The sequence below is a fragment of the Desulforegulaceae bacterium genome (assembly GCA_034006035.1).
Taxonomy (GTDB): Bacteria; Desulfobacterota; Desulfobacteria; order Desulfobacterales; family JACKCP01; genus JACKCP01.
The window spans coordinates 239,698-262,682 of sequence record JAVETN010000002.1 but is presented as its reverse complement, the minus strand read 5'-3'; the positions used below and the strand labels follow the sequence as shown (position 1 = coordinate 262,682).

At 37.0% G+C, this 22,985-nt stretch carries 23 protein-coding genes; 15 read left to right on the top strand and 8 right to left on the bottom strand.

The window, feature by feature from the left end:
- Positions 1 to 91 precede the first annotated feature (91 nt).
- The 3 genes from RBR53_03130 to RBR53_03120 are packed head-to-tail and all read right to left on the bottom strand — an operon-like array spanning position 92 to position 3,429.
- Entirely contained in the window at positions 92 to 1,051 is a 960-nt protein-coding gene (locus tag RBR53_03130) for an alpha-L-glutamate ligase-like protein (GenBank protein MDY0131639.1), read from the bottom strand.
- Complete coding sequence (locus tag RBR53_03125; protein ID MDY0131638.1) at positions 1,052 to 2,563, bottom strand: inactive transglutaminase family protein; 1,512 nt, start codon at positions 2,561 to 2,563, stop codon at positions 1,052 to 1,054. It lies immediately after the preceding gene.
- Positions 2,560 to 3,429 (bottom strand): ATP-dependent zinc protease, encoded by an 870-nt coding sequence (locus RBR53_03120; protein ID MDY0131637.1) that lies wholly within the window; start codon positions 3,427 to 3,429, stop codon positions 2,560 to 2,562. Before RBR53_03120 ends, RBR53_03125 begins: the two co-directional genes overlap by 4 nt.
- Positions 3,430 to 3,954: 525 nt before the next feature.
- Here RBR53_03120 and RBR53_03115 point away from each other — a divergent pair.
- The 8 genes from RBR53_03115 (at position 3,955) to RBR53_03080 (ending at position 12,936) form a co-directional block, all read left to right on the top strand.
- On the top strand, positions 3,955 to 5,379 hold the full coding sequence (locus tag RBR53_03115) for a carbon starvation protein A (GenBank protein MDY0131636.1): 1,425 nt from the start codon (positions 3,955 to 3,957) through the stop codon (positions 5,377 to 5,379).
- 264 nt (positions 5,380 to 5,643) lie between these two features.
- The gene (locus tag RBR53_03110) at positions 5,644 to 6,552 is read left to right on the top strand and encodes a nitroreductase family protein (protein ID MDY0131635.1); all 909 of its coding nucleotides are present in this window, start codon (positions 5,644 to 5,646) and stop codon (positions 6,550 to 6,552) included.
- Position 6,553: 1 nt separating this feature from the next.
- Complete coding sequence (locus RBR53_03105; protein MDY0131634.1) at positions 6,554 to 7,162, top strand: YigZ family protein; 609 nt, start codon at positions 6,554 to 6,556, stop codon at positions 7,160 to 7,162.
- Positions 7,163 to 7,778: 616 nt separating this feature from the next.
- Entirely contained in the window at positions 7,779 to 8,954 is a 1,176-nt protein-coding gene (locus tag RBR53_03100; protein ID MDY0131633.1) for an acetyl-CoA C-acetyltransferase, read from the top strand.
- 211 nt (positions 8,955 to 9,165) lie between these two features.
- Positions 9,166 to 10,320, top strand: coding sequence for an acyl-CoA dehydrogenase family protein (locus RBR53_03095; GenBank protein MDY0131632.1), 1,155 nt, complete (start codon positions 9,166 to 9,168; stop codon positions 10,318 to 10,320).
- Between the two features lie 32 nt (positions 10,321 to 10,352).
- On the top strand, positions 10,353 to 11,330 hold the full coding sequence (locus RBR53_03090; GenBank protein MDY0131631.1) for a CoA transferase: 978 nt from the start codon (positions 10,353 to 10,355) through the stop codon (positions 11,328 to 11,330).
- Positions 11,330 to 12,136, top strand: a complete 807-nt coding sequence (locus tag RBR53_03085) for a CoA-transferase (GenBank protein ID MDY0131630.1) — start codon at positions 11,330 to 11,332, stop codon at positions 12,134 to 12,136. The genes RBR53_03090 and RBR53_03085 overlap by 1 nt, the downstream gene beginning before the upstream one ends.
- Before the next feature lie 23 nt (positions 12,137 to 12,159).
- Positions 12,160 to 12,936 carry an enoyl-CoA hydratase-related protein gene (locus RBR53_03080; GenBank protein ID MDY0131629.1) on the top strand — a complete coding sequence of 259 codons (777 nt, stop codon included), beginning with the start codon at positions 12,160 to 12,162 and terminating at the stop codon, positions 12,934 to 12,936.
- 187 nt (positions 12,937 to 13,123) lie between these two features.
- On the opposite strand, the gene RBR53_03075 is transcribed toward RBR53_03080, so the two are convergent.
- Complete coding sequence (locus RBR53_03075) at positions 13,124 to 14,374, bottom strand: DEAD/DEAH box helicase (GenBank protein ID MDY0131628.1); 1,251 nt, start codon at positions 14,372 to 14,374, stop codon at positions 13,124 to 13,126.
- A 571-nt stretch (positions 14,375 to 14,945) separates the two neighbouring features.
- On the opposite strand from RBR53_03075, the gene RBR53_03070 reads away from it, so the two are divergent.
- A complete protein-coding gene (locus RBR53_03070) occupies positions 14,946 to 15,647 on the top strand; it encodes an META domain-containing protein (protein MDY0131627.1) in 702 nt (233 codons plus the stop codon).
- 350 nt (positions 15,648 to 15,997) lie between these two features.
- On the opposite strand, the gene RBR53_03065 is transcribed toward RBR53_03070, so the two are convergent.
- Both RBR53_03065 and RBR53_03060 read right to left on the bottom strand, forming a co-directional pair.
- On the bottom strand, positions 15,998 to 16,222 hold the full coding sequence (locus RBR53_03065; protein MDY0131626.1) for a type II toxin-antitoxin system RelE/ParE family toxin: 225 nt from the start codon (positions 16,220 to 16,222) through the stop codon (positions 15,998 to 16,000).
- Positions 16,223 to 16,245: 23 nt separating this feature from the next.
- The gene (locus RBR53_03060) at positions 16,246 to 16,527 is read right to left on the bottom strand and encodes a type II toxin-antitoxin system ParD family antitoxin (GenBank protein ID MDY0131625.1); all 282 of its coding nucleotides are present in this window, start codon (positions 16,525 to 16,527) and stop codon (positions 16,246 to 16,248) included.
- A gap of 216 nt (positions 16,528 to 16,743) precedes the next feature.
- On the opposite strand from RBR53_03060, the gene RBR53_03055 reads away from it, so the two are divergent.
- The 6 genes from RBR53_03055 (at position 16,744) to RBR53_03030 (ending at position 20,716) form a co-directional block, all read left to right on the top strand.
- Positions 16,744 to 17,022: a hypothetical protein gene (locus RBR53_03055; protein ID MDY0131624.1), complete on the top strand. Its 279-nt coding sequence runs from the start codon at positions 16,744 to 16,746 to the stop codon at positions 17,020 to 17,022.
- Positions 17,023 to 17,081: 59 nt separating this feature from the next.
- Positions 17,082 to 17,228 carry a hypothetical protein gene (locus RBR53_03050; GenBank protein MDY0131623.1) on the top strand — a complete coding sequence of 49 codons (147 nt, stop codon included), beginning with the start codon at positions 17,082 to 17,084 and terminating at the stop codon, positions 17,226 to 17,228.
- Positions 17,229 to 17,276: 48 nt separating this feature from the next.
- Entirely contained in the window at positions 17,277 to 17,432 is a 156-nt protein-coding gene (locus RBR53_03045; protein ID MDY0131622.1) for a hypothetical protein, read from the top strand.
- 205 nt (positions 17,433 to 17,637) lie between these two features.
- The gene (locus tag RBR53_03040) at positions 17,638 to 19,053 is read left to right on the top strand and encodes a methyl-accepting chemotaxis protein (protein MDY0131621.1); all 1,416 of its coding nucleotides are present in this window, start codon (positions 17,638 to 17,640) and stop codon (positions 19,051 to 19,053) included.
- A gap of 263 nt (positions 19,054 to 19,316) precedes the next feature.
- A complete protein-coding gene (locus tag RBR53_03035) occupies positions 19,317 to 20,246 on the top strand; it encodes a DUF1566 domain-containing protein (GenBank protein MDY0131620.1) in 930 nt (309 codons plus the stop codon).
- 125 nt (positions 20,247 to 20,371) lie between these two features.
- A complete protein-coding gene (locus tag RBR53_03030) occupies positions 20,372 to 20,716 on the top strand; it encodes a hypothetical protein (protein ID MDY0131619.1) in 345 nt (114 codons plus the stop codon).
- A 314-nt stretch (positions 20,717 to 21,030) separates the two neighbouring features.
- On the opposite strand, the gene RBR53_03025 is transcribed toward RBR53_03030, so the two are convergent.
- Both RBR53_03025 and RBR53_03020 read right to left on the bottom strand, forming a co-directional pair.
- A complete protein-coding gene (locus tag RBR53_03025) occupies positions 21,031 to 22,035 on the bottom strand; it encodes a YhdH/YhfP family quinone oxidoreductase (protein MDY0131618.1) in 1,005 nt (334 codons plus the stop codon).
- Positions 22,036 to 22,275: 240 nt separating this feature from the next.
- Entirely contained in the window at positions 22,276 to 22,974 is a 699-nt protein-coding gene (locus tag RBR53_03020) for a pirin family protein (GenBank protein ID MDY0131617.1), read from the bottom strand.
- Positions 22,975 to 22,985: the final 11 nt, after the last annotated feature.

Here is a 22,985-nt window from a genome sequence, read left to right as displayed (position 1 = left end):
AATCCGATTGTAAATTGTTTTTTAAACCAGGATCTTATCGTTAAGATTACTCTTAATTTAGAGATTTTTTAATTTTTATATACTTTAAGATTTAGCTGAGTGGTAAATGAGAAGAAAAATTTTTAATTGAAAAGCCAACCCTTTCTTCAGGTGTAAAAATAAGATCAGGGTCAATTCTTTCTATGGTTTCAAGCCTTGGAAGAAGTCCTGCTCCATTGGCACTTTGAATGGCAAGTCCGGGGCGGGCATTGAGTTCTAAAAGCATTGCCCCGTAGTTTTTGTCAACTACAAGATCTGCTCCAATATATCCAAGTTTTGTCATTTCATAGCTTTTGGCAGCCAAAAGAAGAAGGTTTTCCCAGTCAGGAATTTGAATTTTATTTAAGGGGATGCCTGTGTCAGGGTGGTTGTAGACTCTTTTTGAATGCTGGATGGAATGGAGTCCTTTTCCTGTGGCAATATCAAGTCCTACTCCCACTGCTCCCTGATGCAGATTGGCTTTACCATCTGAGGCTTTTGTTGAAAGGCGAAGCATTGCCATTATGGGATATCCCATAAAAACAATAAATCTTATATCTGGAACCCCGTCATAGGAAAGTTTTTTAAACATTTTTGATGGGCGGACAAGGTCTTCAATAATTATGGAATCTGGAACACCTGCAAGGGAATAAAGCCCTGCAAGAATATTTGAAAGATGTCTTTTTACATCGGAAAATTCCATTTTTCTTCCAGATGATCTTATAAACAATCCGTTTTTTTGTCTTTTAATAATTAAAATCCCTTTGCCACCAGATCCTTTGGAGGGTTTTATGGCAAAACCATTCAGGTTTTTGACCATTTGGGGAAAATATGAGGTTTCATATTGATATTTTATAACTCCCCTGAGTTTAGGAGTGGAAACCATGAATTTTTCTGCAAGGATTTTTGTTTTGAGTTTGTCGTCAACAAGAGGGTATCTGCTTCTTATATTATATTTGTTTATATATGAAACATTTCTGCGGTTCATACCTAAAATTCCGTGTTTATAAAGAAGGGAAGGCAAAATCCACATTTACAAATCCTTTTTAATAACTCCAAAGCGTTTGAGCTCAGTAAGTTTATACCCTGTATATTGTCCCATCATTAGGATAAATGCCAGGATGATGAGGTGGATTTCCGGGAAATTGAATGTAAGGTGTCTTGTTATCTCCATGTTCATCCAGATATAGGCAATTATTGCAACACAAAGACTTCCAAGGCCTTGTATAAATACTTCATGACTTCCTTCTTCTTCCCATAAAATGCTCATTCTTTCTATTGTCCATGCAATTATTATTATTGGGAAAAAGGTAAGGGTCATTCCCAGTTGAAATCCCAGTTCATAGCCGATTACGCTTATAAGCGAAGTTAGAAAAATTACAAGTACAATAAGGGTGGATATCCTGGCAACCATAAGAAGATTGAGTTTGGAAAGATAGCCTCTTAGCATAAGGCCTAAGGCCACTATACTTACAAAAGCTGTAACTCCCTGAACAAGCTGAGTCTGGAGAAATGAAAGAGCAATAAGAACAGGCATAAAGGTTCCTGATGTTCTGATTCCTATCATTATTCTCATAAAAGTTACTATAAGGGCTCCCACAGGAAGAAGGAGAAGAAGTTTAAAAACACTTTGCTCTTCAATGGGAAGTGAATATAAATTTAGCTTTGAAAGGCCGTTATGTTCAAACTGAAGTCTTGCAAGATCCGTAGCAGGAAGAGTTTGTCTTAACATGGAAAATTTTATTTCAGAGTTTTTTCCTCCAACAACATCAATTATTGATTTTCCTTCCCTATGCCATAAAAGAGTGTTTTCAGGAATACCCTGAACACCTGTACGTGGGTTTATTGCAATCCACTCTTTTTCATGGAAAACTTCAAGCACTGGCTTCAAAGACTGATATCGTCTTGCATCTTCAAGTTCAAGAGCCATTGAAAGTCTTGCAGGAATTCCAGCATGATTGAGGAGCATCATTAAAAGATTTGGGAGACTGTGCTGGCTTAAAAGAAGGGAAGCATTTTGATCTGGATCCGGATATGTGAGAAGTTTGGAAAGCTCCCTTGCAAAGCTTGAAGGGGTGCTTGATTTTTCATAGGCTTTTTCAACAAGTTGCTGTGCTGCAATTGTTTGAAGAAGATCCCAGTAAACTGTTTTGGGCTCTGGTTTTTTAGGAATTTTCTGGGGCTTATGTTTAGGATCTTGAATCATTTGTATTTTATAATAAATGGCCTGGGGGCCTTTTGCTGTTCTTTTTGTCCATTCAGCCCTTCTTCCTTCAGGGCTTTTAATTATTGAATATCCGTATCCTGCTGAGGCAGCCTGTTCAGAAACCTGGATAAAACCCGGAGGGTTATCTGGAAGGTCAAGATTTACTTTTACCGGCTTTCCCTGAGCTGTAAAGTCAATTCTTGCCTCAATAAGCCATACAGGTTTGTTTTGTCCGGGTCTGAGGGGAACCTTGAGATAGATATGCCTGTGCCAGGAAATACTAAGTCCTGCCAGGACAAGACCCAGGATGATCAAATAAAAAGGCAGTTTTGATCTCATGGGATTTGTTTTCTGCTTTCTTTTTCTTCGGGAAGGGGAATGATAAATTCCTGGGCAACGTCAACAATCATAAGATCCCTTAAGATATTCCGGCCTATTAAAATTTGAAAGTCAAGATGAGATCTGTCTTCCAGGGTGAATTCCTCAATTCTTTTAATATTGCCTATTTGAAATTGAAGCTCTACCACAGGTCTTTTACTTGCTTCATCTGTTGAAGCTTGTTTTATTTTTGCTTTTCTGACAACGGGTTTTTCCAAATCATATAAAATATATCCTGTGGGATCTTTTATTTTAAAGCGAACCCAGGAACTGCCGTCTCTTTCAAAGGTTTCAATATCTTGGGCATCAAGAGATGAGGTGGTTGCTCCTGTGTCTATTCTTGCATGGAACACCTTGTTGGGAGGACTTAATCTGACCTTTTCAACTTTACCGATTAAAAGTTTATGGGTTGGTGAAATTTTTAAAGAGGGCTTTTCATCCTTGTCTTTTGTTTCAGGATTTTTGGCTATTTCTTTTAATTTTAAGTTTGTGTCTTTTATGCTTTTATCAATGGTTATGAGTTTTTTTGAAGTGGAATCGTGATTTTGGGCCAGTTGATTTTCTATTAATTTAAAATTTAAATTGTTTTCTTCAATTGCCCTATTAATGAGGGTTTTATTGTTTTTCTGGTTATTTGTTAAAAGATTTATCCCATCAGACTGGCTGTTAATTTGTTTTTCCAATTGTTCTTCCAGGAGAGCAAGTTTTTGGTTTATTTCCAAAAAGTCTGATTTTTTAATTAAAAATCTGTCTGCACATCCTGTAAAAAAAAAGATAATCCAGGCTGTTGCAATAAGCTTAGAAATAATCTTTAATTTTTGTTTCACGGTAGATCCTTTTTTCAAGTATTGATCAAATTAACAAGGTAAATATTAAAGACGTTAGAATTTATATAAACTTATTAAATTCAGGTCAAGAGGATAAATTTATCATAAACTCATCTTTTGTTTGGGATGTTTATAATAAGTTTTGCCATTTGGCTTTTAATACTTCAGGAAAGTTTAAATTCAACAAATCTTGAGATTGATTTTTAATGGCAAAATATAGTACTATATTTCAAAAGCTCAAATAAATTTAGCAATACTGATAAAATAAATTGCAAGGTTATCAAACAAAGATTCAACACCTTGTTGATTAAAAACCTGAAAGAGATGAGCTTGGTTGTTTTATATCAAAAACTGATTCCATTAAAGTTCCCTGAAAAGCAGACTCTGTGTCCAAAACTTTTGCTCTTATAAGAAAAAAAAGAACCTTAACTTGTTTTTTTAAAATATAGAAATGTTTATAAATAAAGGCACTTATCTTTTTGTACGATTGGTAAACCTAAAAAATGCCGAAAAGGAGTATTTATTATGCTGTTTTTTATTTTATGTGTATCTTTATTGATACTTGGGTATTTTACCTATGGTAAGATTGTTGAAAATATATTTGGAATCGATCCTGACAGGCTAACTCCTTGTAAAACAATGGAAGACGGAGTTGATTATATTTCAATGCCCACATGGAAGGTTTTTTTTATTCAACTTTTGGATATTGCCGGAGTAGGGCCGATTTTTGGGCCTATTCTTGCGGCTTTGTACGGACCTGTTGCTTTGATCTGGATTGTAATCGGATGTATATTTGCAGGTGGGGTACATGACTTTTTCAGTGGTATGCTTTCTGTAAGAGCCAATGGACAGTCAATTCCTGAAGTTGTGGGTGATTTTCTTGGAATGAGTGCAAGACAGGTAATGAGGCTTTTTTCAGTTATTTTGCTCCTCCTTGTTGGGGTTGTTTTTGTTCTAAGCCCTGCAAAACTTTTGAATAATTTAACAGGAGTAAACACCCAGATTCTTGTTGGTTTGATTTTTGTTTATTATTTTGCAGCTACAATTCTTCCCATAGATAAAATAATTGGTCGTTTTTATCCTATTTTCGGAGCTTTGCTTCTTTTTATGAGCTTTGGAGTTCTTGCAGGACTGTTTTTTAGTTCAGAAGTTAGTGTTCTTCCTAATCTTGATTTTTTTACCAATACACATCCAAATGATAGACCCATTTGGCCTCTTCTTTTTATAACTCTTTCATGCGGAGCCATAAGCGGTTTTCATTCAACCCAGTCCCCGCTTATGGCAAGGTGTATAAGAAACGAGTCAAATGGGAGGTTAGTATTTTACGGAGCAATGATTGCAGAAGGTGTAATTGCTCTTATCTGGGCTACAGCCGGTCTTTCATTTTACGTTGGTCCCGAAGCTCTAAACGCAGTTATTGCAGCAGGTTCTCCTTCAGCTGTTGTAAATGAAGTTTGTAATACTCTTCTTGGGCCCTTTGGCGGATTTCTTGCTATAATGGGTGTTGTTATTCTTCCAATTACAAGCGGTGACACAGCTTTTAGAAGTACAAGACTTATACTTGCGGAAACATTTAAAATAGAGCAGAAACTACCTTTAAAAAGACTTTTAATTGCTGTTCCCCTTTTTGTGATTGCCTTTCTTATTTCAACCCAGGATTTTGCAGTAATCTGGAGATATTTTGGATGGTCAAACCAAACTCTTGCCACTCTTGTATTATGGTCAGCTGCTGTATTTCTTGTACAAAACCATAAGTTCCACTGGATTGCTTCTATTCCTGCAACATTTATGACTTCAATTGTGTTTGCATTTATCCTTCAGGCTCAAATTGGACTTAGACTTCCTGCAATGTTTTCAAATATTACAGGTGGAGTTGTTGCTGCAGTGGTATTTATAATGTTTTTAATTTATGCTTTTAAACAGAGAAATGATGCTCCCTCTAAATCTTAATAATCAGCTGTGAAGATTGTGCTGGATTTTTTCTAGCACAATCTTTCCTTTTTCAATTCAGGTTTTCAGGATAAATTTCTGGGAGCCGTGCCAACCAAGAATTCAACTTACACTGATAAAGCATCTAGGTTATATTAAGGATAATGTTTTAAATTTTATTGAAAATGCTAAAATAAAGCATAGGTTTACCTTAAAACTAAAGCTTTGAAATTCAACAAGTTTGTAAATAAAGAAAGATTAAAAAAATAAAAGGAGAACCTGATTTTGAAAAGAAAAGTTACCACAATTATAGATAGCAATTTATGTACAGGTTGTGGGATGTGCATTAAAGTTTGTCCTTCTGACACTCTTACTATGATAGGCAAAAAAGCTGTTGTTACAGGTGAGTTCTCCCTTGGCTGTGGTCATTGTGAAGCTATTTGCCCTGTAAATGCTGTAAGTGTTGGTTTTACAGACGATAATCAGCTGAGTTTTAAAAATTTTAAAAAGCCTGAAGGCTGGATAAAGCACGGAGATTTTGACATAGAAAAACTTGTTCATCTGATGATGTCAAGAAGGTCATGCAGAAATTATCTTGAAAAGGAAGTTGATTTAACCATTCTTGAAGATCTTGTTAAAATCGGAACTACGGCTCCTTCAGGCACAAATTGCCAAATGTGGACATTTACAATCCTTCCTGACAGGAAGTCTGTATTAAAATTTGGAGAGGGAGTTTTAGGTTTTTTTAAAAAACTTAATAAGCTTAGCCAAAACAAATTTTTAAGAAAAACAATGAAAATTTTTGGAAAGCCTGAGCTTGAAAATTATTACAATGATTATTTTGAAAAAGTGAGTGAAAGAATAGAAGAATATGAAAAAACCGGAAAAGACAGTCTTTTTCACGGGGCAGTTTCTGCAATAATTGTTGGATCTAAAAAAGGAGCAAGCTGTCCTTCTGAAGATGCACTTCTTGCAACCCAGAATATTTTACTTGGGGCACATTCCATGGGACTTGGAACCTGTCTTATAGGATTTGCTGTGGAAGCAATGAAAAATGATAAAAAAATCAAAAAAACAATAAATGCTTTAGAAGATGAAAATATCTATTCTGTGATAGCAATTGGGTATCCAGATGAAAAATATAAAGAGATCTGTAAAAGAAAAAAAATAAATCCAAGAATTGTAAACTTGTAAAATGTCTGATTTCTTTTATCCTTTAAATAAATCAAAGTCTGAAATTGAAATAAAAAAATCAAAATTTGTTTCTTATGTTTTTCCATGTTTTGATGAAACCTTGGCAAAAGAAAAAATAAAAGAGCTAAGATTAGAGCATAAAAATGCAGCTCATCTTGTTTATGGATTTGCTGTTGGATTTAACAAAAATTTCACCAAAGGAATGTCTGATGACGGCGAACCTTCAGGGACTGCTGGAAAACCAGTTCTTTCAATTATTGAGGGCAAAGGTCTTGTAAATATCCTGGTTGTTATTGTCAGATATTTTGGAGGAATAAAGCTTGGAACCGGAGGGCTTGTAAAAGCATATTCAGACTCTGCAAATTCAGCAATTGAAAGAGCAAAATTTCAAAAATTTGTTGATGAAAAAAAGGCTGAAATTAGTTTCCCATATCAATATCTTGGGCCTGTTTCCGGGTACTTAAAGTCTGAAAAAATAAGAATTAAAAAAGAATTATATTCTGAAAATGTAGAGTTTGTTGTTTTTATAAAAAAAGAGATTTTTGATGAGGTTTTGTCAAAGCTTAAAGATCTGACTTCTGGAGAGCTGGTAATTAATTATAATACTTAAGAACTCCTAATCAAAAGCTTGATTCTCAGCAGATTATCATGGCTTCAACTTTGTTGCTATAAGAGTAATAGCTTAAATTCATTGTAAATTTTGTATTTAAAAACATAAAAGATTTAATTTTAGGTGAAAACTATAATTATTAGCAAAAGAACTTCAGGTAAGCCTGGTATCATAGAGGGTTTAGCCTGGGATTTTTTTTCTTCACTTTTGAACCAACCTGGTTTGAAGTAAAAACAAACGGACAACTTTTTAACGTTACCTTTAGGACCCAAACAGAGGTGTTCTTGTGTTTTGTGGTGCTAAGTCTATTGTTTTCAGCATCTTAAGGAAGTTGTTATTGGTTGTTGTGGTCTTAGTACCTCAAGTCTGAGTGTAAAATTCGCTGGAATAATATTATCGAGTTACTTTTTCCCTACAGTTTGTTGTCAATATGTGGGTGGTTTCTAGTTTTTTGTTGTAAAATCGTCTCTTTTGATTTTTGGCTTGTTTTTTGCTTTTATCTTTATATGTGTTTGGCATTTGTTTAAATATCTAATCCTCAAAATATCTATATTATCACAAGTGTTGTGGTATTTTTTAAAAATCAACTTAAAGACTCATGAAAGGAGACTTTTTTATGAAAGAAGTCGTTATTGTAAGTGCTACTCGAACTCCTCTAGGCTCCTATAACGGTAGTTTAGCATCTGTTGGTGCTACAGATCTTGGTGCTTTAGTGATTAAGGAAGCTGTGAAAAGAGCAGGCATTTCAAAGGAAGCTGTAGATGAAGTTATAATGGGTCAGGTATTGCCATGTGGTTATGGGCAGAATCCTGCAAAACAGGCTGCTGTTAAAGCTGAGATGCCTTGGCGTGTTGAGGCAATCACCATTAATAAAGTATGCGGTTCTGCATTAAAAGCTGTAATGCTTGGTGCCCAGGCAATCAAATGCGGCGATGCTGATGTGGTTGTTGCAGGGGGAATGGAAAATATGAGTATGACTCCGTATTTCCTTGAAAAAGCCAGGTTTGGATACAGGATGGGAAACGGGGTTTTAAAAGACGGGATGGTTCACGATGGACTTTGGGATCATGTGAATGATTTTCATATGGGAATGTCCAACGAAATATGCAGTGAAAAATGGAAGGTAACAAGAGAAGACCAGGATGGATATGCGGCAGAATCTTATGCAAGAGCATTTAAAGCACAAAGCGAAGGCAGATTTAAAGAAGAAATAATGCCTGTGGAAATAAAAGGAAGAAAAGGAAAAGTAACAGTTTTTAGTGAAGACGAGTGTTTTAAAGAAACCTCTTACGAAACTCTTTCCAAGATGCCGCCGGCATTCAAAAAAGATGGTCTTGGAACAGCCGGGAATGCTTCGATAATAAGCGACGGAGCCTCTGCAGTATGCATTATGTCCAGAGAAAAAGCAGAAGAGCTTGGGTGTGAAATCCTTGCAACTGTTTGTGCTCAGGCTTCCTACGCAATAGAGATGCAATATGTTCTAATGGCTCCTATTTATGCAATTCCAAAAGTTGCTCAAAAAGAGGGTATAGATATAAAAGACATAGATCTTTTTGAAATAAATGAAGCTTTTTCTGGAACATCATTTGCCATAAACAGAGAGCTTGGACTTGATCCTAAAAAAGTTAATGTCAATGGGGGAAGCGTTGCTCTTGGCCATCCAATAGGATGTAGTGGAACCAGAGTTTTAACTACACTTCTTTATGAAATGAAAAAACAAAATCTTAAAACCGGTCTTGCATCTCTTTGCCTTGGTGGTGGTGAAGCAGTTGCACTTATTGTTAAAAGATAAAGCTTTTAAATGTTTGGAAAAAGAAGCTGATTAATTAAAGTAGCTGGTGCGGGTCAGATGGACACTTTATTGTCAGATTGAGACTTAAAAAGGTTTTGATCTACAATATTAAGGATAAAAATCTTGATAGATCTGTTTTAAAAAAACTTTACCCAATAAAAAAACAATGTTCTCGTAAACTAACGAGGATTGCTTTGTTGAGGAGGTCGTATTGGAGTTTACAAAAGAACAATTGATGATTCAGAAAATGGCAAGAGAGTTTGCAAGAAAAGAGTTGGCAGAATTAGCAGCTCAAAGAGATATGGAACAGGAATATCCTGCTTCCAGTCTTAAAAAAATGGGCGAGCTCGGGCTTTTGGGAATGCTTGTTCCTGAAGAGTATGAAGGTACAAATCTAGGAACAGTTGCATACTCCCTTGCTCTTACTGAAATTGCATATTCCTGTGCTTCAACTGCTGTCATCATGAGTGTACACGATTCAATTGTTTGTGGAAGCTTGCTTCGCTTCGGGACTGAAGAACAAAAACAAAAATACCTTATTCCTCTTGCAAAAGGAGAAATAATTGGATCTTTTGCTTTATCAGAGCCGGAAGCCGGGTCTGATCCTGCTGGAATGACAGCAACTGCAGAAGAAGACGGTGATTTTTATCTTTTAAACGGAACAAAGCGCTGGATAACAGGAGGGTCAACCTCTGATCTTTTTATTGTTCTTGCAAAGACAGATCCTGATCAAGGCCACAAGGGAATTACAGCCTTTCTTGTAACACCAGATATGCCTGGTTTCGGTGTTGGAAGAAAAGAAGATAAAATGGGATTAAAGGCATCAGATACCACAGACCTTCTTCTGGATAATTGCAAAGTTCCAAAAGACCATGTTTTAGGAGAAATTGGCCAGGGGTTTATCTTAGCCATGTCAGGACTTGATGATGGAAGAATCGGTATAGCATCCCAGTCACTTGGTGTTGGTATGGCTGCTTTGGATCTTGCTGTAAAATATGCAAAGGGGCGCGTACAGTTTGGAAAGCCCATTTCTAAAAACCAGGGACTTCGCTGGATGATTGCTGACATGGCAACAGAGGTTGAGGCAGCAAGGCTTCTTGTTTTAAATGCGGCTCAATTAAAAGATAATAAAAAACCCTGCAGTAAGGAAGCTGCTATGGCTAAGCTTTATGCCTCTGAAATGGCAAACAAAGTTTCAGGCCAGGCTCTGCAAATTCATGGAGGATATGGCTATACTAAAGAGTTTGAAATCGAGCGTCTTTATCGTGATTGCAGGGTATTTACAATTTATGAGGGTACTTCACAAGTTCAAAAAATAGTAATCTCAAATGAAGTTATAGGTGACAAAAAACGTAAGAAAAAATAGCTCTTTTTTCACCATAAATTATGAGGTAAATCATGGCAAAAAAAACTAAAAGACTGGGTCTAAAAGAAGCAGTAAGTTTGATTAAAGATGGAGATATGATCACCTTTAGCGGGTTTACCATCTGGAGAAGACCTATGGCTGCAGTTTATGAAATGATAAGGCAGAAAAAAAAGAATCTTCATCTTGTGGAAGTTAACGGTGGAACCCACAGTGATGTTCTTATCGGAGCAGGCTGTGTAGATATTTGGGAATCGTGCTGGATAGGTCATGAACTTTACGGAAAAATTGGTGCTAACCTTGCACGTAAAGCAGAAGAGGGCAAAATTATTATTGAGGATTACAGCCATGTGCAGATGGTGTACAGATTGGCTGCCGGTTCAATGGGGATCCCTTATATTCCCACCTATGCAAGTATGGGTACAGATATGCTGAACCCAAAGTACGATCATCTTAAATTAAAAGGTTTAAGAGATGGTTCCAACCCCAAAATTCCTATGAAAAAATATGAGGTTGTAAAAGATAATTTTTATGAAAGTGAGCTTTTGCATATTCCAGCCGCAAATCCAGACTGGTGCATAGCACATGTTCAGACAGCAGGTGAAGGGGGTACAGTTAGGGTTGATGGGCAGGTTTATTCAGATGAAGAGGCAATTAAAGCCGCTGACAATGTAATTGTAATAGCAGAACAGGTTGTAACTGAAGAATATATAAGGCGTGAACCTTCACGAAACTTAGTAGCTTCTCACCAGGTAGGTTACCTTGTCGAACTTCCCTGGGCAGGGCATCCCACAGGCTGTTTTGGGCTATATGAGGCAGATGGAGAATTTATTAAAAATTACTATTCAGCCACAAAAACCCAGGAAGGTTTTGATAAATGGGCAGATGAGTGGATTTTTGGAATAGAAGATCATCAAGCTTATCTTGAAAAAATTGGAATAACTAAGCTTGAGACCATAAAAGCTAACCCTGCATTTGGTTATTCAACCAGAATTAAAAGGGGGAAAAAATAATGGAAAAGAAAAGTTATGCAAAAAGTACCGATTTCAAACCCATAGACCTCTTATCAGTTGCTGCCGCAAGGGAAGTTAATGATGGTGATGTTGTTTTTGCAGGAACAGGACTTCCAATGCTTGCAATTATGCTTGCTCAAGAAACTACAGCTCCTAATGCAATTTGTATATATGAGGCAGGAAGTGTGGATGGAAGACCAATTTCTCTGCCCACATCAGTAGGAGATGCACGGTGTATTTATCAGGCTGCAATAGCTTCTGGCCTTTTTGATGTTTTTAATCAGCTTCAGAGAGGAGTTGTTGACCTTGCATTTCTTGGAGGAGCAGAGGTTGATAAGTATGGAAATGTAAACACAACAGGGGTGGGAGTTTATGGTATCGTGCCTGAAAAAAGGCTTACTGGGTCAGGCGGAAATTCAGATATAAACGGGCTTGCCAGAAAAACAGTTTTTATCATGGTTCAGGAAAAAAGAAGGTTTAAGGAAAATGTTGATTTTATTACTTCTCCTGGATGGAAAATTCCAAAATGGCCTTCAGGTGAAATAGTTGACAAAAAAGAAGTATACAATAAGGCTTTTAGAGGAGGTCCTTTAGCAGTTATAACTAATATGGCTGTATTCAGGTTTGATGAAGAAGGAGTTATGTATCTTGATACAGTTCATCCGGGTTTTACTGTTGAAGATATTAAAGAAAACTGCGGGTTTGATATAAATGTATCACGATTCAGCGGTGAAACTCCTCCGCCTACCTATGAAGAACTGGATCTCCTATATAAGAAAATTGATCCTGAAGGTATCTTTTTGTAAAACTTTATTTAAAGGAGTTTAAATTGAAGTTTGAAAATATTCTTTATAGTGAAAAAGGTAAAGTAGCATTTATTACCTTTAATAGGCCCAAGGCTCTTAATGCACTTAACAATGCTCTTTTAAAAGAGTTGAAAGTTGCTCTTGATACTCTTGATAATAATGAAAACATTCGGGTTCTTGTTCTTTCAGGTTCCGGTGAAAAAGCTTTTGTTGCCGGTGCCGATATTTCAGAACTTCAGTCAATGGATCCTGAACAGGGAAGGAAGTTTGCTGATCTTGGGCAAAGTGTGATGGATAAAATCGGGGCACTTAAAATTCCTGTAATTGCAGCTGTAAAAGGTTTTGCACTTGGAGGCGGAAGCGAGATGGCATTGTCATGCGATTTTATTTATGCTGCAGACAATGCTGTGTTTGGTCTTCCTGAAGTTACCCTTGGACTTATTCCCGGATTTGGCGGAACTCAAAGACTTCCAAGGCTAATTGGCAAAAATAGAGCAAAAGAATTTATTTTGACAGCAAAAAGAATAAAAGCAGAAGAAGCTCTTGAGCTTGGGCTTGTAAATAAGGTCTGCAGCCTTGAAGAGCTTGACTCTTCTGTGGAAAAAACAGCTGATAAAATAGCTTCCCTTGGAAAATGGACATTAAGTGCTGTTAAGGAAGCCGTGGATAAGGGAATGGATGTTGATCTTAAGTCCGGATGTTTAATAGAAAAAAATGTTTTCTCCCTTTGCTTTGCAACCAAGGATGCTAAAGAAGGGACAACAGCTTTTTTAGAAAAGCGTCCACCAAAATTTGAATAGTTTTTTATTGTTTTTATTAATTGCTCAGGTTTCATCTTTATACTCTCCTAAATTAAATACAATCCTCCGTTGTTAATTCGGGGGATTGTATTTAAATTTTACTGACAAAAAATTTACCAAGATGGTTGTTTGTTGCAAAGGCCAGCTTTGGAATCCAGGGGGCAAGAAAAGCCATTGGATTTTATGTTTAGCGTTTGTTTCTGCGGTTTGACCTTTTTTTCTTCCGGTTTTTTTCCCATTCTTCATTGGCTCTTATTATATCTTGAACATCATCGTGACTTTCGGAAACTTCCACAGTAAAAGAATAATCGTTTTTGCTGACCTCTATTTTTTCTATGGGCTTGGTAAGGAACCCTTCAATTTCTGCAAGCATTTCTTTTTCTTCCGTACTGCAAAAAGACAGGGCTGAACCTTTTGAGCGACCACGACCAGTTCTTCCTACCCTGTGAACATAAACCTCTTTTTTATCAGGCAGGTCATAGTTAATAACATAATCCACATTTGGAATATCAATTCCCCTGGCCGAGACATCTGTTGCAATAAGGATATTTTTGGAACCGCTTTTAAATGCTTCCATCACAGCCAGTCGTTCGGACTGCTCTTTTTTTCCATGAATAGTCAAAGGGAAAATACCCGCCCGTTCCAATGCCTTGGCTACTCGTTCGGCTCTGACCATGGTTCTTACAAAGACCATGATTTTAGCATTTTCATGGTCACGGATAAAACTGCGAAGAAAAAAACGTTTATCATCCATTTCCACATCCAGCACATAATGGGAAACGTTTTTGGATACTGGATCATTTGGTGAAATTTGTATTCTTATAGCATTTGACTTCACCTGGGAAAAGGCCAGTTTTTTTATTTCTTTATTTATGGTGGCTGAGAAAAATAATGTTTGATGACGTTGCTTTAAATGTCGTTTAATTGATTGAATATCTTCAATAAAACCTTGGTCCAGCATTTGATCAGCCTCATCCAAAACAAGAATCCGCACATGATTGACATCAATAGCTTTTTGGCTGATCAGATCAAACATTCTGCCCGGAGTGGCAATGAGAATATCTACACCAGTTTTTAATTTGTTGATTTGACTTTCCTGTTCCACTCCTCCGTAAACTGCAAGGGGAACCACCTTGGTTTTACGGCATAGAGATGAAAAAACTCCGTGGATTTGAGCTGCCAGTTCCCGGGTCGGTACCATGACAATGGCGTGGATTCCCTTGGACTTGCGTGCATTTTTGGCCTTGATTATCCTATGGATCACAGGCAGGGCAAAGGCCACAGTTTTTCCTGTTCCTGTCTGGGCAATGGCCAGTACATCTTCATCTTTTAAAATGGAGGGAATTGCCTTATATTGAATATCTGTAGGGCGTTTCAAACCCTGATCAGCCAGGTTGTTTTTTAAATTGTCGTCAATTAAATAATTTTCGAATTTCATGAATTATCTTCCATATTATGTGATTAAATAAAAATCTGCCTATCTATTGATTGAGATCAGGTCAACCCCTTGATTTCCAAGTCCAATGTTTGAAAGGGCTATCCTGCTTTTTTTGTTTGACCCTTTCTTAATTAACATAATTATGAGTAAAATGTCTCAAAATTAGCTCTTTTGTTCCTGCTCCAAAGTTTTGGCTTTGGAGATTTGTTTTTTTATAACTATATTGATAATGGATAAAAAATGTTTTTAGGAAAACCCTGGAAGCGGGCAAAAAGACCCTGCCCTTCGGAGGTTAACTTGTACTACCGTTGTTGCCATTGGTTAGTGTTTTATGTTAAACAAATAGTTTAACATAAGATCAGGCAATGGGACTTCAACCCCATAAGATTACATCCATAGCGGGCACACGAGTTGCTGAAAGATATTTTGCCAGTTGTCAGGACTTTGTGTGACAAAAGAAGATATAAACTTGCTTCGACAGTGAGGGAGATCTTTTTTGGTTGCTTTTTTAATCTTAGCGTAAAATAAGGCCTCAATCCTGTATTACCACTATTTAGAAAGGAAATATTTCATGTCCCTATATTTTAGATATTTTTATCCCATTTTTTTGGCTGTTGCATTTGCACTTACAGCCTGCACAAGTTCTATGAATACTGGTGCAAAGGGCAACTCGGTATTCACAGACGCTGATCTTCTTGACAGGACTTTTCAGATCCAGGACGTGGCAGGCCGCGGGGTGATTGACAGTTCGAATATTACATTGATTTTTGGTCAGAATGGACAGTTCAGCGGCAGTATGGGTTGCAATATAGTGTTTGGATCCTATAAGCGTTCTGGCTCAAAACTTGAGTTTGGTGCTCTTGGAGCTACCAAAAAAATGTGTGCTCCTGCACTCATGAACCAAGAACAGGCCATTCTGGATGTTTTGTCCCAGGTTACTTGGATTGAACAGGATAAAGATGGTGCTTTGATAGTTGGGACAGCTGATGGTCGCAGTCTGTGCGGGTTCGAGTTAACACAATCTGCAACAGACACCTATTTGTGTGACAACGGTGTCAGAGTTCAGGTTGAGTATCCAACCCAGAACACAGCACGAATTGTTTATAATGGTCAGACCATCAATATGACGATTGCAGAGTCGGCAAGTGGAGCACGCTACACTGGTGACGGCTGGGAATGGTGGAGCAAAGGCGGTGTTAAAGCCTACCTTGCACCTTTAGCTGCTGATGAAACCATAGCATCGGATAAAGGGATAACCTGCAGGAAATTGTAGTTTTTAGCTTGTTTTAAAGCTCTTGCTTTTTCTGCTCCTTTCAAAGCTCCTGCTTTGCCCATTATCCACATCTTTTATTCGAGGCTTGTACTTATTCGGGGCTCGTACTTATTCGAGGCTCGTTCCCAAGCTCCATCTTGGGAGCGTAAGCATTTGAAATAATAGAGTTTATTTGAGCAGAGTCATAAGGTAAGCTAATTAGCTAGCAAGCTCTTTTATCTGAGACGTGGATTCCCAAGCAAGAGCTTTGGAATGCAAACAGTAAATTCCCGGCCCTATACTTTTGAGGTTGACATAATAGCTTCATAGTTTCTACCCCCATAGAATATATTTAATATCCTAACCACTTGCTAGTCTTCATCAACGATAAAAGCCGCAATGGTTTTTTTATTGAGAGGATGGATTCTTAACTTTTCCATTAAATCGTTGCTTTCTTGCCCTCTTAGCGGTGCCGTTTCTAACTTTTGACATTGGAGTTTAAGCTTTTGAATGAATGCCCAGGCTCTTTCAGGAAAGCCGCTTTGTTTTGAAATATATTTATAGATATGTTCCAGATCTTTGATTGCATCCGGCATCAAATAAACTTTATATATTATCATTAGAATTTTGTTTTTGTGTTTTGTTGGTGGAGTTCTTCGATTGTTTTAAAAGCTGTATTAAGGGGAACCGTTTCTCCGCTATGTTCTGAATGTGTTAAGCGTTCACGGATTGAAGAAATTCTTGCTTCGTGTTCTTCTTCTCTTTTTTGCCACAATTTCATGGCGTCCCTTATTAGTTCACTTGTTGACCCATAGGAACCTGAGCGAACCTCTTTTTTGATAGAGGCTAACATATCTTGTGGTAAGGTGATTCTGATTTTTTCAGCTTTTTCTTGTTGCATTTATGATTCTCCTTAAAGCTATGATTTAATTATATTTTTTTAAAAAGAGAGGGTCAATATGCAAAAAAACGGGTCAGGTCTTTGCTTGGCTTTATTGGTGACAAGAGGGTAAAAATTAATGTTGGAAGGTCTGTTTTTTATCGTTCCAAAGCTTTTTGCTTTGGAATCTTTTTTTCCTGATTGAGCAATCAATGAAGTACGCATCATAAGCGTATAATGCTTTTACATTTTGGGAAGTCAGGGCAGCCCCAAAATTTTGTTCCGGTATTTTGTCCTTTTTTAGCTTCTCTTAAAATCATAGGACTTCCACATTTTGGACAAATGTGCGTTTTGTTGTTTTGTTTTTCTGCGATTATACTTTTAACATGTTTAACATGCTCACGATGTGTTTTAAAAGAAGGAGAAAGTCTTCCTTGTTCAATTGCCGCAATTACAGATTTCAATTCGTCTTTTGTAAAAACAATTTCTTATCCAGGTATTAATGTTAGAAGTTAACAAATCGTTTCCAATAAGGATATTGGGAAGGGGTAAAAGAATGCAAAAAAGGTGATAAAATGGGAAAAAGAAAGCTGTTTATCGGAATTGATAAAGGATATAATTGGCAGGTTTTCGACGAGAAATACAGGGATGTAGAACGTGAGGATTTACCTGGTTGCCCTGATGAGCTGATGGGGCTTTTTGTGTCTTTATCTATTCAATAAAATAAAGTTGTATAGGCATTTGGTATTTATAGGAAAGATCTTGAAGACATGGAACCTTTCTTTGATAAATATGATTTTTTCGAAGAAGAGGTTGATTTTAAAGTTGGTTATTTTGAGGATGAATACAAACCTTTGGAAGAATTTACAGGGACTGTGGCTGATGGTTTCAGATTTATAATGAAAAAACTTGAGGGTTTTGAATAAAACAGGGTTTCCGGGATAATCTGGAATTGTAAGAATAGAATTAGGAAATGGAAAAGCTCTTGCTTTGGAATGTTGTTTTTTATAAAATATTGATAATGATAAAAAAACGCTTCTAAGGTAGCCTTGGGAGCGGGCAACACAGAGATATAGCTTTTATTCAGAGTTAGTTTTTTTCTAAAAATTCAAAATACAAGGATTAGTGCTCATGGTTAAAATCCCTTATAAAGTAAAATTTCTTTTTTGTATTATTATTCTTGTAATTGCTGTTTTTGTTTCATACCAGGTTTTTAGTTCAGATATTCCTGCTACTGATAAAGTTGATAAATTGTTTTTTCTGGGTATTTTTTTCTTTGTGCTGAATCTTATTTTTTTAAAGTTGAATTATAGTAAACAGAGGCTTATTTTTTATCTTGAAGGTTCTCTTGATGCACTTGAGTTCCCTGTTACAACAACTGATCTTAAAATGAAATGGGTCTTTGTAAATAAAGTTACTGAATCTCTTTTGGCTCAGCAGAATCTGGATAAAAAAAGTGCTATAGGAAAACATTGTTCAAATTGGAAGTCGGATATATGTGAAACTGAAAACTGCGGTGTTAAGTGCCTTAGAAGCGGTAAGCTGAGAACTTTTTATAATCAGGAATATGATAATGGTCCAAGTACATATATGCAGGTTGATACTCATTATATAATAGATGACTGGGGGAAAAAAATAGGCCATGTTGAGCTTGTTACTGATATTGAATTCCAGAAGCAACTATCAGAAACAGCTAAAATTTTAAGACCTTCGTCTGAAAAATTACTTGAGCTTTCATCTCAGCTTGCAGGAAGTTCTGAAGATACATCAGATAAATCTAAATCTGTTGCAGCTGCATCAGAAGAGATGAGTTTAAATATGGATTCAATGTCCAATGCAATGAAAGATACAACCGAAAATTCCAGTCAGGTTGCAAGTGCAGTTGAAGAAATGAATGCAACCATTAATGAAATTGCAAAAAATTCTGAGAATGCAAGAGAAATGACAAGCCGTGCCGTGCATCAGAGTGAAAATGCTTCAAGACAGGTAAGTGAACTTGGAGAGTCAGCCCAGAAGATTGAAATGGTAACAGAGGTTATCGCTGAAATTTCAGAGCAGACAAACCTTTTAGCACTTAACGCGACAATAGAGGCTGCAAGAGCAGGAGAGGCAGGCAAGGGGTTTGCCGTAGTTGCTGTAGAGATTAAAGAGCTTGCAAAACAAACATCTGATGCAACGGAAGAAATACGGCAAAGGGTTGAAGGCATTCAATCCTCTACAAAGGGGACTGTTTTAGAGATTGCAAATATTTCAGTGATTATAAACGAAATAAATGAAATTGTTTCTTCAATTGCATCTGCTGTTGAAGAACAGGCTGTAACAAGCCAGGAGATGGCAAGGAATGTTTTGACTGTTTCATCAAGGGTTTCCGAAGTGGATGACGGGATAACACAGAGCTCAGAAGTATCTTCTCAAATAGCTCAGGATATGTCTGTAGTAAACCAGTCAGCGTTCGAGATTTCTCAAAACAGCCTTGAACTTAAGAATAATGCAGAAGAGCTTTCATCTCTTGCAAAAAGACTATCTTCAATGGTATTAAGTTCTTAGGGTTGTTAGCTTGCAGTTGTAAAGCCATAGATTGTTTGTTTTTGAGTGCATGAAGAATTCCTCACCCCGGTTAAACTTATAAGTGCTAAGCTGGGGTGAGTTTTTTTCTGCTCCTTCCAAAGCTCCTGCTTTGAAATGTTGTTTTTTATAAAATATTGATAATGATTAAAGAATACTGCCAAAAAGACTTTGGAAGTGAGTAATAAATATGAGAATAACTGCTGAGAATGAGGAAATTTGATGGATAAAAAAGGAGGAACCCCTTGAGTCTATTTCAAACTGACCAAACTCAATGTTATGACGCCAAAGGGCAAATCATTCCCTGCACTGGAACCGGCCAGGATGGAGATACCCGGAAAGGGAAAGTGTGGCCAAAACCCCGTTTTATTGAAGACGAAGAAATTGTCACAGACCGGTTGACCAACCTTATCTGGGCAAGGAATGCAGGATTGAGTGATTTTCCACTTTCCTGGTCTGAGGCGTTTGATTTTGTAAAGCAGATGAATGCAGCTGGTCAATATGGATTGAACCAATGGAGACTTCCCAGCCGATCTGAATTGTTCAGTCTGGTAAGTAATGACCGGATTAATCCGGCCATTGTCCAGTCTGATCTGTTTTTCAATTTATTTAATGGATACTATTGGACTGCAACACCCTGTGCAAGATATCCTGAACAAGCCTGGTATGTCCATATGGGCGGAGGGAGAGTTGTAAAGGGCATGATTCATGGATTTTATATGGTCTGGCCCGTCCATGACAGCAGTTTTAAAAACAATAAATCTGGTAAAAGCAGAATTTTACCCCAAAATCGATTTGTCCTGTCAGAAGGTATGGTCGTGGACCAGGCCACAGGCTTATCTTGGCTGCAGAATGCCAATATTCTGGAAAAGGAAGTTACCTGGTCAGAGGCGTTGATCGGAATTGAAGAAATCAATCAAGCAAAAAAAGCAGGTTATCAAGACTGGCGGCTGCCCAATATCCGAGAACTGGAAAGTCTTGTCGATATAAACACCCATTCTCCGGCTATTTTCGGAAAGCATTACTTTAAATCAGTCCGCCCTTTTTACTGGTCTTCAACAACTAGTTCTTATCAACCTGCCTATGCTTGGACATTATATACACAAGACGGCAACATCGGCGTCGGATACAAGTTGCATCCTGAATTTTATGTCTGGCCGGTCAGAGGAGAATAATGCTGTTTTTAACTTTTGAGATTGGAGTCTAAGCTTTTCAATGAATGGCCAGGCTTTTTCAAGAAAGTCGCTTTGTTGGAAACTATCAAAAACAGATGTCTTACACATTCAACAAAGGTCATAAAATGGGAAAAAGAACGCTTTTTATCGGGATTGATCAAAAATATAAATGGGAAATTATTGAAGAAAAATATGTAGGGGTAAGTGCTGATAAGCCGGCAGGGGATTGTCCTGATGATCTTCTTGGTTTTTTTGGTGATTTGATGATTGATAAAAACAAGCTGATTTATGCATTATCACTTGATAAAAAATATCTGGACAGGCCTGAAATCTTTAAAAAACATAGTTTTTATAATGAGCAGGTAAATTTTAAAGTTGGTTTTTTTAAAGATAATTATAAAGTTTCAGAAGAGTTTTCCGGAACTGTGGCTGACGGGTTTAAGTATATTTTAGACAGGTTTATCGAATAATAAATAGAAATCTGCTCGTTCAAATCTTTACAGGCTTATTGATCAAATATCGTCATCTCATGAGCTTATAATTATTATAGGCAAAAGAGGAAACGCAGTTCTTCTTTTTGAAGGACTTGAAATCAATTCAAGAGACCATGTTTCTTTTAAATATCCCAGGTATGGGTGAATCTATTAGAGAGGGCCTTGCAGTGCCAATTGCAAAAAGGAACTTGACTGGTTAAAAATATGAAACACTCAATCCAGGTATGAATGTTAGAAGCTAATAAAACGTTCCCAATGAAAACATTGGGAACGGGTAAGAGTCAGTTCAATCAAATTTCTTCTTTAATTTTTACAATTGTTCTTCCTTTGTTTTTACCTTTAAGCATCAAATCTATTTTTTCACTTAGAAGCTCAAGGGAAATTTCAGATACAAATTTATTAATTTCAGGATTGTTCCATTTTTCAGCAATTTTATCCCAGATTTTTTTTCTCAAATCCATTGGGCATTGCTGGGAATCAATTCCTAGAAGGGAAACTCCCCTTAGAATAAAAGGGTATACATTAAGCGGCAGATCATGGGAGGCTGCATTTCCGCAGCAGGTTACCGCTCCGTGTTGTTTTGTGGACTTTATTGCATTGGCAAGAATATTTCCGCCCACAGTATCAATGCATCCAGCCCAGCGTTCTTTTAAAAGAGGGACATTTCCGGCTGAAGCTTCTTCAATACTTATTACAGATTTTGCTCCCAGACTTAAAAGATAATCGGATTCATCGTTTAACCCGTTTACAGCACAAACAGAATAACCTTCCTGACTTAAAATTGAAACTGCTATGCTTCCCACCCCTCCTGTTGCCCCGGTGACAAGGATTTCTCCTGAATCAGGAGTAATTCCGGAGTTTATAAGCTTATATATTGACAATCCTGCTGTAAAACCAGCAGTTCCAAACATCATGCTTTGCTTTAAGCTTAGTTTTTCCGGAAGAGGAACAACCCAGGAGTCAGGAACTCTTATAAATTCAGAAAATCCTCCTGAAGTATTCATTCCCAAGTCATAGCTTGTAACTATAACTTTATCCCCTGGTTTAAATAAATCACTTTGGCTTTTTTCAACAATTCCAGCTGCATCAATTCCCGGAGTGTGGGGGTATTTTCTTGTAACCCCTTTGTTTCCCATGGCGGACAGGGCATCCTTATAATTAAGGGATGAATAATAAACCCTTATAAGGACATTCCCAGAAGGTAGTTCTTCAGTTTTACGCTCTTTGATTTCACGGTGAAAAACTCCTTTTTCAATCTCGTTTACAACCAGAGCTTTAAATTTTGCTTCTGTCATTTTTCCTCCTTCTTTTGAATTTGGGATAAAAGGCCTTTTAAAGATGCAATTGTATAATCAAGATTTTTTTGGATTTATCAGCTAAAAACATTACACAAGCACCAAAAAGACCTTAAAAAAACTATTTCAGTAACCTGATTGATGTTTACATTTTCAACCAGACTACCTTTGTTTTTTTCTTAATTTGCTGAATTTTATTTGAAATTTATTGTTTTTTGCTCCTTTGGAACCATTTTTGGTTTATGAAGAGAGGTTGATCAGGATAAAATCAGAAGGTTGCCAGGCTTTGATAGTCAAGGATTCTTCCAGTTCAATCCTTGCCTGATCTTTAGCATTCAAGATTTCATCATTTATTGAGATTTGCCCCTTGGTAAGATAAACAAAAATTTTTCGTCCAGCTGTATTTTCATGTTTTACTTCTTTGTCTAGGTCTAAAGAGCAGCGGTAAATTGTTGAATCAGTATGAAAAGAAACTGTTTCTTCTATGTTTTGTCCTGAAGCCAAAGGCAAAAGTTTGTTTTTCCATTTGGATGATTCAAAGTTTTTTTGATCATAGGTTGGCTTAAGTTCAGATTTGTCAGGCAGTATCCATATTTGATAAAAGTGCACCGGCTTTTTGGCTAGATTGAATTCAGAGTGGGTAATTCCTGTTCCTGCCGACATTCGCTGGACATCTCCTGATTTTATAACGGTTTTATTACCCATGCTGTCTTCGTGGGTCATTTCACCATCTAAAACAATGGTGATAATTTCCATTTCTTCATGCGGATGGGTTGGAAAGCCTTTTCCAGGCTCAACAATATCATCATTAAACACCCGCAAAGCTCCAAACCGAACATTATTTGGATCATAGTAGTTAGAAAAAGAAAACAACCAATAAGTTTTGAGCCACCCAAAATTTGAAAAATGACGATTATCAGCTTTAATAATTTTTATCATGCTTATCTCCT